At 64.9% G+C, this 17,110-nt stretch carries 15 protein-coding genes; 8 read left to right on the top strand and 7 right to left on the bottom strand.

The genetic code is table 11. From position 1 onward, the window contains the following. Nucleotides 1–72: 72 nt before the first annotated feature. Together B552_RS0125715 and B552_RS0125710 are read right to left on the bottom strand one after the other, a co-directional pair. Nucleotides 73–762 (bottom strand): response regulator transcription factor, encoded by a 690-nt coding sequence (locus B552_RS0125715; RefSeq protein ID WP_019451937.1) that lies wholly within the window; start codon nt 760–762, stop codon nt 73–75. After that, nucleotides 759–2,132 (bottom strand): cache domain-containing protein, encoded by a 1,374-nt coding sequence (locus B552_RS0125710; RefSeq protein WP_026036051.1) that lies wholly within the window; start codon nt 2,130–2,132, stop codon nt 759–761. Before B552_RS0125710 ends, B552_RS0125715 begins: the two co-directional genes overlap by 4 nt. A 376-nt stretch (nt 2,133–2,508) precedes the next feature. On the opposite strand from B552_RS0125710, the gene B552_RS0125700 reads away from it, so the two are divergent. From B552_RS0125700 to B552_RS0125690, 3 genes are all read left to right on the top strand, one after another. Then, entirely contained in the window at nt 2,509–4,584 is a 2,076-nt protein-coding gene (locus tag B552_RS0125700; protein ID WP_019451934.1) for a carbon starvation CstA family protein, read from the top strand. 16 nt (nt 4,585–4,600) lie between these two features. After that, on the top strand, nt 4,601–4,795 hold the full coding sequence (locus tag B552_RS0125695) for a YbdD/YjiX family protein (RefSeq protein ID WP_019451933.1): 195 nt from the start codon (nt 4,601–4,603) through the stop codon (nt 4,793–4,795). A 272-nt stretch (nt 4,796–5,067) separates the two neighbouring features. Beyond that, complete coding sequence (locus tag B552_RS0125690; RefSeq protein WP_019451932.1) at nt 5,068–5,520, top strand: hypothetical protein; 453 nt, start codon at nt 5,068–5,070, stop codon at nt 5,518–5,520. A 164-nt stretch (nt 5,521–5,684) separates the two neighbouring features. On the opposite strand, the gene B552_RS0125685 is transcribed toward B552_RS0125690, so the two are convergent. Next, the gene (locus B552_RS0125685) at nt 5,685–5,939 is read right to left on the bottom strand and encodes a hypothetical protein (protein WP_019451931.1); all 255 of its coding nucleotides are present in this window, start codon (nt 5,937–5,939) and stop codon (nt 5,685–5,687) included. A 188-nt stretch (nt 5,940–6,127) separates the two neighbouring features. Between B552_RS0125685 and B552_RS0125680 the strand changes: the two genes are divergently transcribed. Continuing rightward, entirely contained in the window at nt 6,128–7,048 is a 921-nt protein-coding gene (locus B552_RS0125680; protein ID WP_019451930.1) for a LysR family transcriptional regulator, read from the top strand. 60 nt (nt 7,049–7,108) lie between these two features. Here B552_RS0125680 and B552_RS0125675 read toward each other — a convergent pair whose 3' ends face one another. The 4 genes from B552_RS0125675 to B552_RS0125660 form a co-directional block, all read right to left on the bottom strand. Then, the gene (locus B552_RS0125675) at nt 7,109–9,811 is read right to left on the bottom strand and encodes a DNA topoisomerase III (RefSeq protein ID WP_019451929.1); all 2,703 of its coding nucleotides are present in this window, start codon (nt 9,809–9,811) and stop codon (nt 7,109–7,111) included. A 176-nt stretch (nt 9,812–9,987) separates the two neighbouring features. After that, nucleotides 9,988–10,377, bottom strand: a complete 390-nt coding sequence (locus B552_RS0125670; RefSeq protein ID WP_019451928.1) for a thioredoxin family protein — start codon at nt 10,375–10,377, stop codon at nt 9,988–9,990. Between the two features lie 36 nt (nt 10,378–10,413). Further along, the gene (gene dprA / locus B552_RS0125665; RefSeq protein ID WP_019451927.1) at nt 10,414–11,556 is read right to left on the bottom strand and encodes a DNA-processing protein DprA; all 1,143 of its coding nucleotides are present in this window, start codon (nt 11,554–11,556) and stop codon (nt 10,414–10,416) included. 41 nt (nt 11,557–11,597) lie between these two features. Then, on the bottom strand, nt 11,598–12,773 hold the full coding sequence (locus B552_RS0125660) for a LysM peptidoglycan-binding domain-containing protein (protein WP_019451926.1): 1,176 nt from the start codon (nt 12,771–12,773) through the stop codon (nt 11,598–11,600). 164 nt (nt 12,774–12,937) lie between these two features. Here B552_RS0125660 and def point away from each other — a divergent pair, with 164 nt between their 5' ends. The 4 genes from def to rsmB all read left to right on the top strand — a co-directional run bounded on the left by def (nt 12,938) and on the right by rsmB (nt 17,101). Then, entirely contained in the window at nt 12,938–13,444 is a 507-nt protein-coding gene (def, locus tag B552_RS0125655) for a peptide deformylase (protein WP_019451925.1), read from the top strand. A gap of 153 nt (nt 13,445–13,597) precedes the next feature. Further along, nucleotides 13,598–14,617: a methionyl-tRNA formyltransferase gene (fmt, locus tag B552_RS0125650; RefSeq protein WP_019451924.1), complete on the top strand. Its 1,020-nt coding sequence runs from the start codon at nt 13,598–13,600 to the stop codon at nt 14,615–14,617. Between the two features lie 104 nt (nt 14,618–14,721). Further along, nucleotides 14,722–15,582 carry a zinc metalloprotease HtpX gene (gene htpX / locus B552_RS0125645; RefSeq protein ID WP_019451923.1) on the top strand — a complete coding sequence of 287 codons (861 nt, stop codon included), beginning with the start codon at nt 14,722–14,724 and terminating at the stop codon, nt 15,580–15,582. A gap of 145 nt (nt 15,583–15,727) precedes the next feature. Beyond that, the gene (gene rsmB, locus B552_RS0125640) at nt 15,728–17,101 is read left to right on the top strand and encodes a 16S rRNA (cytosine(967)-C(5))-methyltransferase RsmB (RefSeq protein WP_019451922.1); all 1,374 of its coding nucleotides are present in this window, start codon (nt 15,728–15,730) and stop codon (nt 17,099–17,101) included. Nucleotides 17,102–17,110 lie beyond the last annotated feature (9 nt).

Below are 17,110 nucleotides of genomic sequence, written 5' to 3'. Positions count from 1 at the left end.
GTTTCAGTCGGTGTTCTCCCCTCTCCCGCGCGCGGGAGAGGGGAGCCTCATCCCTCCTGCCTCCCTTCCACACTAGTTCCCTTCCACGTCGATCCCGAGCTGCTGCACAGCGTACTTCACCAGTTCTGCCCGCCCCTCGATGCCGAGCTTGCGTTTCAGGTTGAGCCGGTGTGTCTCCACGGTGCGCACCGATACACCAAGTTGGGACGCGATGTCCTTGTTGGCCTGTCCCCGGCCGATGCCGTTGAGGATGTCGCGCTCGCGCGGGGTCAGCGCGTCTAGCGGGCTCACGTCCTGCGCGGCCATGCCGCGCGCGATGCGGGCGCTGTAGAACACGCGGCCTGCCAGCACTGCCTGGATTGCGGCCAGCAGTTCGTCGGCCGGCGCATCCTTGAGCACGTAGCCACGTGCGCCGGCACGGATCGCCTGCCGCACATACTCAAGGTTGTCGTGCATCGAGACAATCAGCACGGCCAGTTCTGGATAGTGCTCGTGCAACGCGCCAGCCAGCGCGATGCCGCCCATTCCGCGCATGCCGATGTCGGTAATCACCAGATCCGGCATCCGCCCGGCGCCAGCCGCCGCCAGCCAGGCCAGCGCGGCCTCGCCGTCGTCTGCCTCCCCCACGACTTCCAGTTCCGGCTGTAGCGTCAGATGCATGCGCATGCCGTCGCGCACCAGTGCGTGGTCGTCGATCAGCAGCACACGGGCCGGTGCGGTGGGGGCGCGTACTGCGGAATCGTCGTCGTGTAAATCGGTCATGACTGCGGGGTATTAGTAGAAAACGGCAGGGCAGCGACAAGCCGCGTACCCGATGGCGCGGAAAAGATCTCGAAGGTTCCGCCCAGTGCGGCCATCCGCTCGCGCAGGTTGCGCAGGCCGATGCCGCGTTGTGGATCGAGCTGCATGCGGGCCACGTCGAAGCCGATGCCGTTGTCACGCACGGTCAGGCGTGTGGCGCTATCGGAGAATTCAAGCGACACGTCGACGTGCGCGGCGTGGGCGTGCCGCTCGACGTTGGTCAGCGCTTCCTGCGCGATGCGGAACAGCGCGGTGGCCTGTTCATCGGCCAGTTCGCGCGGATGCCCGGTCTGCGTCACGTTGACGGTCAGCGTGCTGCCGGCCTGCATCTCGCGCGCCAGATGCTGGAGCGCCGCGTAGAGGCCCAGGTCGTCGAGCAGGGCAGGGCGCAGGTTGCGCGCCACGCGGCGTACTTCGTTGAATACCGAGTCCAGCCGGTTCAGCGCCATGCCGAGGATCGGCGCCACCGATGCGCCTTCGGTGGGCGCCAGGCGGATGCGGTTCGTCGCGGCTTCGAGCACGAGCTTGACGGAGACCAGCAACTGGCTGATACCGTCATGCAATTCGCGCGACAGCCGCGCGCGTTCGTCTTCCTGCGACTGCACCACGCGCTGGGCAAGCTGGCGCAGCTTGGCGTCGGCCTCGCGGTGCTCGCTGACGTTGAGCGCCAGGCCGCTGGCGGCCACCAGCAGGATACTGATGGCGGCGATCACGCCGATCCAGGCCATCGTTTCGCGAATATCGGTCTCGGCGCGCGCATCGAGCTGGCGCAATGTCTTTTCGACATCGTCAAGATAGATGCCGGTGCCGAGCATCCAGTTCCAGCCCGGTACAGCCACCACATAACCGAGCTTGGGCGCCACCTGCTGGGACGAGGGCTTCTTCCACTGGTAGCGCACCGAACCGCCGCCAGCCTTGGCGGCAGCCACCAGCTTCTGAATCGTCAATGCACCGTGGGGATCGCGCAGCAGCCACAGATCCTGGCCCACGAGTTCAGGCTGGCGCGGGTGCATCAGATTGCGGCCCTGCAGGTCGTAGAGGAAGAAGTATCCGTCGGGGCCGTAGTCCAGCCGCGCCAGCGCATCCATTGCCGCCTGGCGCGTGGCCGCGTCCGTGCGGCCCGAATTGACCATCGGTGCAATCGCGCTTTGGGCGAGTTCCACGTAGTGGCGCAGCTCGGTTTCCTTGCTCTGCAGATAGGCGGCCTCCACGAGTGCACGCTCGTGACGGACAAGCGCCGTGGCCTGATAACGCACGGCTAGCGCGATGCCGAACATGGCAACGGCCAGCGGCGCCACAGCGAGCAAAAGTATCTTTTGGCGGAGTTTCATCTGAACCGGGGGTAAACACCGATGCCGGGAAGGCCGCTTGATCTCGTCGATCTGCGTAGTACTACGTGCAAGCGTTGCGTAGTTTCGCGCTTGTGCCGACAAGGGCGGGTGTCAATACTACACGCCGGATTGCTCCCGGACCCGGCTCCTGGCGCAATTCGACGCAGTAGGTGCTAACTCGTCCTGGCGAACCTCGCTGTCGGGTGCACTGCCTGCCTGCACGACAGATCCGGACCAGACGAAAACAGACCGGGCGCCGCAGACATCCAGGAGACACTCATCCACGCGATCGTCAGCGGCCGCCATCCGGCCCCCCCCCGCTGCCCGCCTCCCGTCGCCGCAGGTTTTTTCAGCCGGTCTGAGGAGACCCTTCAACATGAATCGCATCGGACAACATCTGTTGTGGCTGGCCGTCGCCGTACTCGGCGCGTTTGCCTTCGCCACTGTCGCGCTGTCGCGCGGGGAGGCCGTCAGTGCTCTGTGGATCGTGGTTGCCGCGCTCTGCATCTATCTGATTGCCTACCGCTTCTACAGCCGCTTCATCGCCGACAAGGTGATGCAGCTCGACCCCAAACGCATGACGCCGGCCTGGCGCCACAACGACGGCCTGGACTACGTGCCGACCAACAAGGCGGTGCTGTTCGGCCACCACTTCGCCGCAATCGCCGGCGCAGGCCCACTGGTCGGCCCCGTGCTGGCCGCGCAGATGGGCTACATGCCCGGCATGCTGTGGATCCTGGCAGGTGTGGTGTTTGCCGGTGCAGTGCAGGATTTCATGATCCTGTTCATCTCCACACGCCGGGACGGCCGTTCGCTCGGTGACCTGGTGAAGTCCGAGATGGGCACGGTGCCGGGCATGATCGCGCTGTTCGGCTGCTTCATGATCATGATCATCATCCTGGCCGTGCTGGCGCTGATCGTCGTGAAGGCACTGGCCGGATCGCCGTGGGGCACGTTCACGGTGGCCGTGACGATTCCGATCGCGCTGTTCATGGGCATCTACACGCGCTACATCCGCCCGGGCCGCATTGGCGAGGTGTCGGTGATCGGCTTCGTGCTGCTGATGCTGGCCATCATCGGCGGCCAGTACGTGCATGAAAGCGCCACGCTGGCGCCGCTGTTCACGTACGACGGCAAGGCGCTGACCTGGATGCTGATCATCTACGGCTTTATCGCCGCAGTGCTGCCCGTGTGGCTGCTGCTGGCGCCGCGCGATTACCTGTCGACGTTCCTGAAGATCGGCACGATCATCGCGCTGGCCATCGGTATCCTGATCGTCGCGCCGGAACTGAAGATGCCGGCCTTCACGCAGTTTGCGCAGGGCGGTGGTCCGGTGTGGTCGGGCAACCTGTTCCCGTTCCTCTTCATCACGATTGCCTGCGGTGCGGTGTCGGGCTTCCATGCGCTGATCTCGTCGGGCACCACGCCGAAGCTGCTGGAAAATGAAACGCATGCGCGCTTCATCGGATATGGCGCCATGCTGGCCGAGTCGTTCGTCGCCATCATGGCGCTGGTGGCCGCATCGGTGATCGAGCCGGGCGTGTACTTCGCGATGAACAGTCCCGCAGCCGTGATCGGCAACACGCCGGAAGCGGTGGCGCACGTGGTGTCCACCTGGGGCTTCGTGATTACGCCGGACGTGCTGATCCAGACCGCCAAGGATGTTGGCGAAAATACGATCATCTCGCGTGCCGGTGGCGCGCCGACGCTGGCTGTCGGCATCGCCCACATCCTGCACCAGGTGGTGGGTGGCCAGGCCATGATGGCCTTCTGGTACCACTTCGCGATCCTGTTCGAGGCGCTGTTCATCCTGACCGCCGTGGACGCGGGCACCCGTGCCGGCCGCTTCATGCTGCAGGACCTGCTGGGCAGCTTCGTGCCGGCCCTGCAACGCACCGACTCGCTGCCGGCCAACCTGATCGCCACCGCGCTGACCGTGGCGGCCTGGGGCTACTTCCTGTACCAGGGCGTGGTTGACCCGCTGGGCGGCATCAACACGCTGTGGCCGCTGTTCGGCATCTCCAACCAGATGCTGGCCGCCGTGGCGCTGGTGCTGGGCACCTGCGTGCTGGTCAAGATGAAGCGCGGCCAGTACGCCTGGGTGACGCTGCTGCCCACGGTCTGGCTGCTGATCTGCACGCTGACCGCCGGCTGGCAGAAGCTGTTCGATGCCGATCCGAAGGTCAGCTTCCTGACCCATGCGTCGAAGTTCAGCGCCGCGATTGCCGAAGGCAAGGTGCTGGCCCCGGCCAAGACGATGGAGCAGATGCACCGCATCGTCTTCAACGACTACCTGGACGCCGGCCTGTGTGCGCTGTTCATGTTCGTGGTGCTGTCGATCGTCTTCTACGGCTTCAAGACCGCGATGTCGGCCCGGGGCGCCGCGAAGCGCACGGACCGCGAAACGCCGTTCGAGCCGATGCCGGCACAGGCTTCGGCCGCGTCGCACTGATCACCTGGAGGCCATCATGCTGGAACAGATCGGAAACATGGGACGTTACCTGGGCCAGTCGCTGCGGCTGATGGTCGGCCTGCCCGACTACCAGACCTACGTGGCCCACATGGAAAGCACCCACCCGGACCGCGCGCCCATGACGTACGAGGAGTTCTTCCGCGAGCGTCAGGAAGCACGGTACGGCGGGGGGCAAGGAAAGTGCTGCTAGCCTGACTGACACTGCGCCAGGCAACGAAGGCAAGAAAGGCGACCCGGGCGACCCCGTCCGGGTCGCCTTTTTTGTTGCCCGTCTCGATGGCCGTGACGTTGCGGCAGGCCGTGTTGCGCGGCAACGTCGATGTTTCGCTGATTTTTCGTCGATTTCTCACGATTCGAAACCGTTTCTGCAGGGGGTTACAGGGCCTCACAACTCGTTACAGCAACGGTGAGGCTCCTTCTCTACACTCCCGATCCAGATACATAGCAAATAAAGGAATAACGATGTCGCGCGGTCCTCTTCGTAACCTGACTCTGGCCCTTGCCCTTTCGGCGGCTGCGCTGCCGGCGTTCGCAGGGGGTGATCTGAATAATGCACTTGGCGGTGGCCTGGGCGGCGTGGCTGGCGCTGCCGTAGGCGGCGCGCTGGGTGGCAGCACCGGCGCCGTGATCGGCGGTGCCGTGGGCGGTGGTGCCGGTGGCGCCATCACCTCGAATCGTCGCGAACGCACTGGCGCCATCATAGGTGGCGCACTGGGTGGCGGTGCAGGCACTGCGGCTGGCAACGCGATGGGCGGCCGCGCTGGCGGCCTGGTTGGCGCGGGCCTTGGCGGCGCGGCCGGCGCGGCGCTGGGCGGCAATGTGTCGCGCAACAATTCGTACGAGGACGATCGCCGGTACGACCGCGGCCACTACAAGCGCAGCAAGCATCACCACCATCACGACCACGACGACTGAGTCGAGCAGTAATGATGATCACGGGCCCATGTGGCCCGTTTTCTTTTGTCCGCAGCGTCCTCGGATCCTTGGGCCCATAGAGTTGGGCCCATAGAGCGGGAGGCCCAAAACAAAAAGCCCGTACCGGGGAGGTACGGGCTTTTTGCGGAATGCCTGGGGAAGAATCAGATCTTCGCGCCGTCGCTGTAAGTGTCAAACTTGCCGGTGCGGGCGCCATCGCTGTACGTGTCGAACTTGCCGGCACGGGCACCGTCGCTGTACGTGTCGAACTTGCCGGCACGGGCGCCGTCGCTGTAAGTGTCAAACTTGCCGGCGCGGGCGCCGTCGCTGTACGTGTCGAACTTGCTGGACTTGGCGAACGCAGGGGCTGCCGACAGGGCAACGGTCAGGGCAGCGATCAGGGCGAATTGGCGCTTCATGGTGGAATCCTTTCTCTCTCAAGGATGCCGGTGGTCCTGGACCTTGCTGCGATGCGGCATCAGATGGAGCGATATTAGGCATTTCCCTGATATGAATAAATAGCGCCATCCACAATGATTGGTTGTGGTTTCAACAATAAATCGCCCTGATCACGTAAAAGTTCACGGGTGGATCGGGAGACTATGTCATGGATCGGCTTCAATCGATGCGCGTCTTCGCGAAAGTCGTCGAACTGGGCAGTTTTGCCCGTGCGGCGCAGCAATTGGAAATGTCCAATGCGGTTGTGACGCGCTACGTTGCCGATCTGGAAAGCCACCTGGGAACCCGTCTGCTGAACCGGACCACCCGCAGCCTGTCGCTGACCGATGCCGGCGAGACCTATCTGCAGCGCTGCTCCCAGATCCTGGAAGACGTGGAGGAGGCCGAGTCGGTCGTCACGGCGCGCAGCCAGTCGTTATCCGGCACGCTGCGGTTGGTAACGCCGGTCATGTTCGGCCTGCACCTGCTGCCGCAGACGCTCGCACGCTTCCAGCAGCTCTATCCCGACGTCGTCTTCGACGTGCAGCTTTCAGACCGCATGATCGATATCGTCGAGGAAGGGCGAGACGTGGGCGTGTTGCTGTCCGATCTCGGCCTCGGCTCGCACCTTGTGGCGAGGCCGCTGATCTCGGCCGAGGTCATTCTCTGCGCGTCGCCGGGCTATCTGCGCCAGCACCCGCCGTTACGCACCGCGCATGACTTGTCCAATCACCGTGCCATTGCCATGCGGCTACCCAATGCCGAGCACGAATGGACGCTGTCCGGCCCCGAAGGCGAAGTCACCGTGCCGATCCGCCCCGGCCTGCTGTGCAGCAACGCCGAACTGGCCCACCAGGCCGCGCTGGCCAACCTCGGCATTGCCATGCTTTCGTCGTATCTGGCGCGGCCCAATATCGAGGCGGGCCGGCTGACCCACATCCTGCCGCAATACCAACTGCCGCGCCGCGACGTAAGCGTGGTCTACCCAAGCCGCAAGTTCCTGCCAACCAAGGTCAGGGCGTTCATCGACTTCCTGCTGGAAGAGGGTCGGCAAAGGGTAGGGGATCCGGAAAGCAAGGTGCACGCATAAGCAAAACGGCGGGGTTTTCACCCCGCCGCCTGGTACATCCCGATATCAGTATGTGAGTCGTTACTCTTCCGCTTCGGCCGTCTGCTTGCTGGCCGCGCGCGTCTTCTTGGCTGCCGCCGTCTTGGTTGCGGTCTTCGCGGCTGTCTTAGTGGCGGTCTTGGTGGCAGCCTTCTTCGCAGCCGGCGCCTTCTTGGCGGCCGGTGCCTTCTTGGCTGCAACCTTTGCCGGTGCCGCTTCTGCCTTGGCAGCCGACTTTGCCGCAGGCTTGGCACCAGTCTTCGCCGCCGCGCCCGCCTTGGGCTCTCGCGCCTCGAACTCGAAGCCGATCTTGCCGTCCGGCTGCTTGACCAGATAGGCCTTGAAGTTGCGGCCGGTACGTGACGACTTGAAGCCGGTCAGCAGGTCTGTCTTGCCTTCGGTCAGCAGCTTGCCGATCTGCTCGCGCGAGATTTCCTGCTGCAGGATGATCTTGCCGCTGGTGAAGTCGCACGATTTCTCGCTGCCCACGGCGTTGGCGCAGACATACTTCATGCCATGCTCGTAGACCGAGCCGTCGCACTTGGGGCAGTTCCCGACCGGCGTCTGCTCGCTGAAGTCCACGGGCTCGTCGTCTTCCTCGTCGTTCTGACCGAAGTCGAACTCCATCTTCCAGTTGCCGTCGTCGCCCTTTGCCAGCTTGAGGATGGCCGCGAACGGCCGGCCCATCTTGCTGCGGAAGCCCTGCAGCGGACCGATTTCCTTCTTCAGCAGCAGTTCCTCGACTTCCTCGATCTCGAACTGGCGTCCGCCAGGGATCTTGCTGATCGAGAACTCGCACGCCGTGCAGGCAAAGCGCCGGTAGTTCTCCTTGACCTGGCCACCGCACTGCGGGCACGGCGTATCGAGCGTTGCGTAGTCGCCCGGAATCGTGTCGTTGTCGTATTCCTTGGCGCGCTTGACGATCTGCTGCGTCATCTGCGCGATCTCGCGCATGAACTCGTCGCGCTTGAGGCGTCCGCGCTCGATCTGCGCAAGCTTGTGTTCCCACTCGCCCGTCAGCTCGGCCTGGGTCAGTTCTTCCACGCCCAGCCCGCGCAGCAGCGTCATGAGCTGGAACGCCTTGGCCGTGGGAATCAGCTCGCGGCCTTCGCGAACCAGGTACTTTTCGGCCAGCAGGCCTTCGATGATGGCCGCACGCGTGGCCGGCGTGCCCAGGCCCTTGCCTGCCATGGCTTCGCGCAGCGCGTCGTCGTCCACGAGCTTCCCGGCGCCTTCCATGGCCGACAGCAGCGTCGCTTCGTTGTAGCGGGCTGGCGGGCGCGTGGTCAGGCCGACGGACTCGACCTTGTCGGTCTTGACCTTCTCGTCCTTCTGCACGGGCACCAGGTTGGCGTCCTTGTCATCCTTGCCCTGCGCCTCGCGGCCGTAGATCACGAGCCAGCCCGGGTTGACCAGTACCTTGCCCTCGGTCTTGAAGTGGTGGCCGGCAACCTCGGTGATCCGCGTGGTCACCTGGAATTCGGCCGCCGGGAAGAACACGGCCAGGAAGCGGCGCACGACCAGGTCGTACAGCTTCTGCTCCGGCTCCGACAGGTTCTTGGGCGCCTGCAGCGTCGGGATGATTGCGAAGTGGTCGCTGATCTTGCTGTTGTCGAAGATCCGCTTGTTCGGCTTCACCCAGCCGCTGGACAGGATCTTCTTCGCGTGCGGCAGGTAGTTCGGCGAGCTTTCGGCCAGCATGTCCATGGTCTGCTTGACCGTGTCCAGGTAGTCCTCGGGCAGCGCGCGTGCATCGGTACGCGGGTACGTCAGCACCTTGTGCTTTTCGTACAGCGCCTGGGCCAGGCCCAGCGTGTTCTTGGCCGAGAAGCCAAAGCGCGAGTTGGCCTCGCGCTGCAGCGTGGTCAGGTCGAACAGGGCCGGCGACTGTTGCGTCGACGGCTTGGATTCCTCGGTGACCGTGCCTGGCTTGTCGCGGCAGGCCGCCACGATGCTCTTGGCCTCGGCCTCGCTCCACAGGCGCGAATCGCGCGCCTCGGGGTCGAACTCGTTCTTCTTGAACTTCGGGTCGAACCAGCGGCCCTCGTAGAGGCCGGCGGCGGCGATGAACTCGGCGTGCACTTCCCAGTAATCGCGCGGCACGAAGTGCTTGATCTTCTCCTCGCGCTCCACCACGATCGAAAGCGTCGGTGTCTGCACCCGGCCCACCGTGGTCAGGAAGAAGCCGCCGCCCTTGCTGTTGAAGGCCGTCATGGCGCGCGTGCCGTTGATGCCCACAAGCCAGTCGGCTTCGGAGCGGCAGCGGGCGGCGTCAGCCAGCGGGAGCATGTCCTCATCCTCGCGCAGTGCGGCAAACCCGTCACGAATGGCCTGCTGGGTCATCGACTGCAGCCACAGGCGGCGCACCGGCTGCTTGGCCTTGGCCTGTTGCGCGATCAGGCGAAAGATCAGTTCCCCTTCGCGCCCCGCGTCGCAGGCGTTGATCAGCGCGGTCACGTCCTTGCGCTTGATCAGGCGGTTCAGCACCTTGAGGCGCGACTCGGTCTTGGCAATCGGGCGCAGGTCGAAATGCGGGGGGATCACCGGCAGGTTGGTGAAACTCCACTTGCCGCGCTTGACCTCGTAATCGTCAGGCGCTGCGATTTCCACGAGGTGACCGACGGCCGATGACAGCACGTAGTCATCGTTCTCGAAGTACTCGTCGTGCTTGGTAAAGCCCCCGAGGGCGCGCGCGATATCGGCGGCGACCGATGGCTTTTCCGCGATGATGAGGGCTTTAGACATTCAACGGGTCCTTGTGGCGCCACTGCCTGATGAGCAGTCCGCGCCTCTTGAAATTCACGGCAAACTATGTAAACAGTCCGCCTGGGCTTTGAGGCGCCAATAATAAGCGCGGTTCGGACGGCCATGCAAGCCGACGCATCGCGCATACGCGACGTCCGGCAGCTCGGGCCGACACACTACTCAAGCAACCAGTCGAGCACTTGAGGAATCTCCGATGCCGTTGCAGGCATCGCGCTGCCGCGCGCCAGCATCCGGTCCAGAACTTCCAGGTGGGGGAGCACCGTTCCATAAAAGTGCGGTGCGCCTCCGGCAATGGGCTGAATCAATACAGTAGGAAAATTTTCGACATCGATGTCCTCGCCCAGCCGGTCCGAGTGGGTTTCGATATCGATCCAGACAAAACAATCGTCCGGATAGCGCGCTGCCAGCGCGGCAAACCCGCTCAGATAGCCCTTGCAGGTGCCACACCAGTCGGCGCACAGACAGGCCACCAGACGGCCTCGCGGCCTTGCCGCCAGCGCCTGGCGCAGGGCTGCAGGGTCTCGCTCGGGGAAGTAAACGGTCATTGCACGCAAAAAATGAGACGGTTGCGATACCGTCGATCATGCCAGACGCCGGTATCGGTTGCCGGGCACGCGCTCAACGGTACCACCCAGCTCCAGCTCCAGAAGCGCTGCCGCCGCAACATCCGCCGTGAGGCCCGACCGCTCGCACAATGCGTCGAACGTGACAGGATCATAGGCCAGGGCGGCACCGAACACGTCGGCCACGTCGGCGGATGCTCCCGAAGGCACGCGTTGCGCGGATGGCCCGGATGGTCGGGATGGTTGAAGTTGCGCGATAGCCGCCAGATCGCCGAATTCCTCGAGCACGTCGACCGGTGTTTCAACCAGCTTCGCCCCCTGGCGAATCAGCTTGTGGCAGCCACGCGCCAGTTCCGCATGGATCGATCCCGGCATCGCGAAGACTTCCCGCCCTATCTCGGACGCCAGCCGCGCGGTAATCAGCGATCCGGACCGTTCCGCCGCCTCCACGACCAGCACGCCGCGCGACAGTGCCGCAATGATGCGGTTGCGGCGCGGAAAATGGTTCGGAATCCCGGGCGTACCCAATGCGAACTCGCTGACGATGGCGCCGCCCGCATCCACGATCTGGTGAGCCAGCGCATGATGCCGGGCGGGGTAGACGATATCGACGCCAGTCCCGACCACGGCTACGGTACCGCCCAGGCCCTCCAGCGCACCGGCATGCGCCGCCGCGTCGATCCCGAGTGCGAGGCCGGATACGACCGTCAAGCCCGCCTGGGAAAAGGCCGATGCAAAGGCCCGGGCATCGCGCGCGCCTTGCGCCGTTGCCTTGCGCGCACCGACGATCCCGAGCGCGTGGCCCGACAGCCTTCCGGGGTTGCCGTTGATATAGAGCAGCAGGGGAGGATCGGCGAGGTCTAGCAGCTGCGCCGGGTACCCGGCGTCTGCCATGGTGACCACGGCATGATGCGGCTCCGCCAGCCAGGCCACGGTGCGCGCGATCAGCGAAGACATGGCGGCGTCCGGCGGCGCGCTCAACGCACGCGCCACGTCGGGCTCAACGACTTCGCGCAGGCGCGCGGTGTCCTGCGCAAGCACGGTCTGGGGCAAGCCGAATGCGGCCAGCAGCCGTCGTCCGGACTGTGCACTGACGCCTGGCGTCGCCGTCAGACGTAGCCAGGCAGCTACGTCGGCAGGATCGCGGGTCGATTCGGTCATCAGAAGCGATGCAGCGCACGCCCAGGGGGCACGCGCCGCTGTCAGCGCGGCGTGGTGGCGATATCGCCAACCTTCATCACGTTCGTCGCGTCCGTCACCAGCGCGTACGCGACGCCCGGGAACACGCGATAAACGTACGCGAGGCCATAGCGGTCTTCAGGCAGTTCGATCGTGCGATTGCTGTCCGTTGGGTCGGCCACCACTCCGCCATCGCGCGACAACGCCAGCACGTGGCCCGGCTCCAGCCCGGCATTCGCGCCGATATTGAGCACAACGACCTGCTTTGCGCCGCCGTATCGCACACCACCGTAGACCGCCGCGACGCGGCCCGCGACTTCGTTGTCCGGCGCGTGTGGCACGTAGCGGATCAGTTCGCGCGGCGGCTGCGGCAGCAGCAGTGTTCCGGGACCCATTTCCTGCTGGGACTGGGTTGCCAGCACCGTGGTCACGGCGCTGGGGCCTTCCGGCCCGCGCGTCACGCGTACGCTGCCTTCATACTGGGCCTCGAAGCCGATCACGCCGTTGCTGATCGGATCGAACACGGGCTTGGCCGGGCGGAACGCCTGCCAGTCACTGCCGATGGACGCATCGGCCGGCGCAATGCCGCGCGCGTAGCCCGTATCGCCACGTCCCATATACACGCGGGCATCGGGCAAGGCCACGATACGGGCCGACGTATCCACCGTGCCCTGGTCAACCACGAGCGGGCGGGCCAGGAACGGCTCGATGTCGCCGGCCGGGATGCTCAGGATCGCCTCACCGTCGCCCCCGTTCCCGCGGACACGCGGCGACAGGCGGATATCGCCACTGGCGCCGCCCGGAGGGGTTGTCGACAGGTAGGCGCGGCCATCGCGCTGGACCAGGTAGAGAACCTGGCCCGGATAAATCAGGTGAGGATTGTGGACCTGCTGGCGGTTCATGCCCCACAGCTGGGGCCAGCGCCAGGGTTGGCGCAGGTACTGGCCGGAAATGCCCCAAAGCGTATCTCCGGTGCGCACCGTATACTGGCCGGGCGCGTTGGGTGCCAGGTCGGCAACCGGAATACCTTCCTGCGCGGTGCGGTCGGCCTGCGCAAGCTGGACTGGCGAGACGCTCAGGTCGGCAGCCTGGACTGCCATGGCCGCGCCGGCAGTGATGCCGGCGACACTCAGCATGGCGAGGGTGAACGCGTGCAGCCTGCGGCCCGACGCCGCCTGTTCTTTGGTAAGATCGCGCATTTTCCTGAACCGGCCGGGAGAACGACCGGATTGACCCTAGGTAGAGCGTGCCTGCTGCGGCGCGCCTTGAATTTTTGTACTAGCGCCCCGATTCTGCATGGAAACCCCGCCCGCCGCAACGGCGTCCGGGCAGTGGACAGCACCCGGCGTTGCGCGTGAGCATCATGGCCAAACTCGATATCCTCACCTACCCCGATCCCCGCCTGCACAAAGTAGCCAAGCCTGTGGAAGTGGTGGATGACCGCATCCGCAAGCTCGTGAAAGACATGGCCGAAACCATGTACGAAGCGCCCGGCATTGGCCTGGCCGCGACGCAGGTGGACGTGCACGAGCGCGTGATCGTGATCGACGTGTCCGAGGACCGCAACGGGCTGATGGTGTTCATCAACCCCGAGATCACGTGGGCCAGCGACAACCGCAAGGTGTGGGAAGAGGGCTGCCTGTCGGTGCCCGAGGTCTATGACCGCGTGGAGCGTCCGGACCGCGTCAAGGTGCGCGCGCTCAACGAAAAGGGCGAGACGTTCGAGATCGATGCCGACGATCTGCTCGCTGTATGTATACAGCACGAGATCGACCACCTGAACGGCAAGGTTTTCGTCGAATACCTGTCGCCGCTCAAGGTCAACCGCATCAAGAGCAAGCTGCAAAAGCGCGTACGCTCGCGCATGTAAAGGAAATCGTCTCAGAACGATTCTGAAACGGTTTCTAAAGGATGTAACGGTAAGCGCTGCGCGGACGCGCGTCTGCTATCGTTACACCTTCCAGAGAACACTTACGCACCGGCCGCTATGCGGCCGGTGTCGTTTCCATCGCGGAAAATCGCCATGACTCAAGCCCAGCCACTGCGCGTTGCCTTTGCCGGCACGCCCGAGTTTGCGCGCGTTGCCCTTGAGGCCATCCACGCTGCCGGATTTCCGGTCGTCGCCGTCCTGACCCAGCCTGACCGGCCCGCCGGCCGCGGCATGCAGTTGCAGGCCAGCCCGGTCAAGCAGTTCGCCATCGAATCCAGCCTGGGACCCGTTTTGCAACCGCGGTCGCTGCGCCGCCAGGGCAAGTATCCCGAGGAAGCCAACGCGGCGGTTGATGCGCTCGCCGAGATCGCGCCCGATGTGATGGTGGTGGCCGCCTATGGCCTGATCCTGCCGGCCGAGGTCCTGAACCTGCCGCGATACGGCTGTCTGAACATCCATGCCTCGCTATTGCCGCGCTGGCGCGGCGCGGCGCCTATCCATCGCGCAATCGAGGCGGGTGACGCCGAGACCGGCATCACGCTGATGCAGATGGACGAAGGCCTCGACACCGGCGCGATGCTCTCGCGCGAAGCGACGCCGATTGGCCCGCAGGACACCACGGGCTCGCTGCACGACACGCTCGCAACACTCGGCGGCCGCATGATCGTCGACGCGCTGCGCCAGCTTGCCGCCGGCCAGCCACTGGTGGCCACGCCGCAGCCCGAGGACGGCGTGACCTACGCGGAAAAAATCGCCAAGGATGAAGCCCCGCTCGATCTGATGCGGCCCGCCGCCGAACTGGCCAATCAGGTACGCGCGTTCAATCCGTTCCCGGGCGCCACGGTGCAGGTGGGCGAAACCGTCATCAAGTGCTGGCAGGCACTGCCGCTGGACGCGGCAACCAGCCTGCCGCATCCGCCGGGCACCGTTCTGGCTGCCGATGCCGCCGGGGTAATCATCGCCTGCGGCAATGGCAGCGCGCTGCAGGTCACTGAACTCCAGAAACCGGGCGGCAAGCGCCAACCTGCGCAGCAGTTCCTGCAGGCGATGCCGCTGCCGCCGGGCACGCGCTGCGTGGTGTCGGGCGTGGCCGGCCAAGCCCCCGCCAAGTGACGCGAAACATCCTTGCAATCGTAAAACCCTGTCTTCGACATTGAATTTCCGCGGCCCGCGCCCTATCTAACCGTCATCGCGACTGACGATCTGGAGATCAAGCCATGTTCAACTGGGTCAAGACCTTCATGCTGATGGCCGCCATCACGGCGCTGTTCATCGTCATCGGCGGCATGATCGGCGGACGCAACGGGATGATGCTCGCGCTGCTGCTGGCAGTGGGCATGAACTTCTTCTCATACTGGTTCTCGGACAAGATGGTCCTGCGCATGTACAACGCGCAGGAAGTGGATGCCAGCACCGCGCCACAGTTCTACAACACGGTGAAGGAGCTTGCGCAGCGCGCCGGCCTGCCGATGCCGCGCGTGTACCTGATCAACGAAGATGCGCCGAATGCGTTTGCCACGGGCCGCAATCCGGAGCACGCGGCGGTCGCTGCCACCACCGGAATCCTGCGCGTGCTTTCCGATCGCGAACTGCGCGGCGTGATGGCCCATGAACTCGCGCACGTGAAGCATCGGGACATCCTCACCTCGACCATCGCCGCAACGATGGCCGGTGCCATTTCAGCGCTTGCCAATATGGCGATGTTCTTTGGCGGGCGCGACGAAAACGGCAACCGCTCGAATCCAATCGCGACGATCGCGGTGGCAATCCTTGCGCCGCTGGCCGCATCGCTGATTCAGATGGCAATCTCACGCGCACGCGAATTCGAAGCCGACCGCGGCGGCGCGGAAATCAGCGGCGACCCGCAGGCCCTGGCCGCGGCGCTCGACAAGATCCACCGCTACGCGCAGGGCATTCCGTTCCAGGCCGCCGAGGAACACCCGGCCACGGCGCAGATGATGATCATGAACCCGCTCTCGGGCGGAGGCATCGCGAACCTGTTCTCTACCCACCCCGCCACGGAAGAACGGATCGCACGGCTGATGCATATGGCGCAGACCGGCACCTACCCGGCCTGACCAGCGTCGCCACGTTTCCCGGGGCTCGTGCGCGGTAACAGGTAAACTGCCCGCTGTGTTCCGTCAGGAGCCGGCGGGTTTTTTGTATCCGCGCGCGCCTGATGGCCCGTACCACCGCTTTTTTTGCAGATTTCCAGTATTACCCATGCGCCTGCCACCAGATTCCCTTGCCTTCCAGATGCTCGGCGCCGCCGCAGCCGTACGCGGCGTCCACGAAGGCACGGCCCTGCCGCAAGCCATCGACGACGCCTCGGCCCAACTTCGCCTGGACCGCGTACGCGATGCCGCCACGCGCGGCGCCATCCAGGACCTGGCCTATCGCACCGTGCGCCAGTTCGGTGCCACGCGTGCGCTGGTGACTCAACTGGTCACGCGCCCGCCAGGCGTGCTGGTCGATTCACTGCTTGCCGTGGCGCTTGCACTGCTGCTCGAAGGCGACGAGGGCGACGGAAGCAAGGTGGGGCGCGGCGGCTATTCCGCGTTTACGGTTGTCGACCAGGCAGTCAGCGCGGCTGCATCCGAACCGAAGACCGCCCATGCGCGCGGTCTGGTCAACGCGGTGCTGCGCCGTTTCCTGCGCGAACAAAAATCGCTCATGGCTACGATCGGCCAGGACGATGAAGCGCGCTGGAACCTGCCCGCATGGTGGCTCCGGCAACTGCGCCAGGCCTATCCCGATCAATGGACCGCCCTGGCGGAAAGCGTCAATGCACGGCCGCCGATGACGCTGCGTGTCAACACGAAGCGCGTGTCGGTCGAGCAGTATCTCAAGCAGTTGGCGAACGAGGGCATGGCCGGCACGGCCGTTGGCGCCCAGGCTGTGCGTCTGGTTCGGGCATTTCCGGTATCGCAGGTTCCGGGCTTCGCGGCAGGCGACGTTTCCGTGCAGGATGCCGGCGCGCAGCTTGCCGCACCGCTGTGCGAAGTGTCCGACGGCATGCGCGTGCTCGACGCTTGCGCGGCCCCAGGCGGCAAGACCGGCCATCTGCTTGAACTGGCCGATATCCACGTCACGGCGGTGGAAAGCGATGCGCAACGCGCAGCGCGCATTCATGACAACCTGGCCCGCCTGGGCCAGCAGGCCGAAGTGATCGTTGGCGACGCCAGCCGTCCGAAGGACTGGTGGGACGGACAGCAGTTCGACCGCATCCTGGCCGACGTGCCGTGCTCGGCATCGGGCATCGTCCGGCGCCATCCCGATATCCGCTGGCTGCGGCGCGAATCGGATATTGGGAAGCTTGTCAATGAGCAGCGTCGCATCGTCTCGCAGTTGTGGCCGCTACTGAAGCCGGGCGGCATTCTGGTCTATGTGACCTGTTCTATTTTCCCAACGGAGGGAGAAGAGCAGGCGCTCTGGTTTGGTGCGCAGCTTCCAGATGCGATACGATTGCAGGCGCCGGGCCAACTCCTGCCCGGTACGAAGGCGCCTGAGACGGCCGGCAGCGATATCGCCGGCAAGGCAAGCCTGCCATCGGATCACGATGGCTTCTACTACGCCCGCTTCCAGAAACGCGCCTGAATTCCACCG

The organism is Cupriavidus sp. BIS7 (assembly GCF_000292345.1).
Classification (GTDB): Bacteria; Pseudomonadota; Gammaproteobacteria; order Burkholderiales; family Burkholderiaceae; genus Cupriavidus.
Note: the sequence above shows the minus strand (reverse complement) of the source record. Positions and strands in the feature narration are given on the sequence as shown.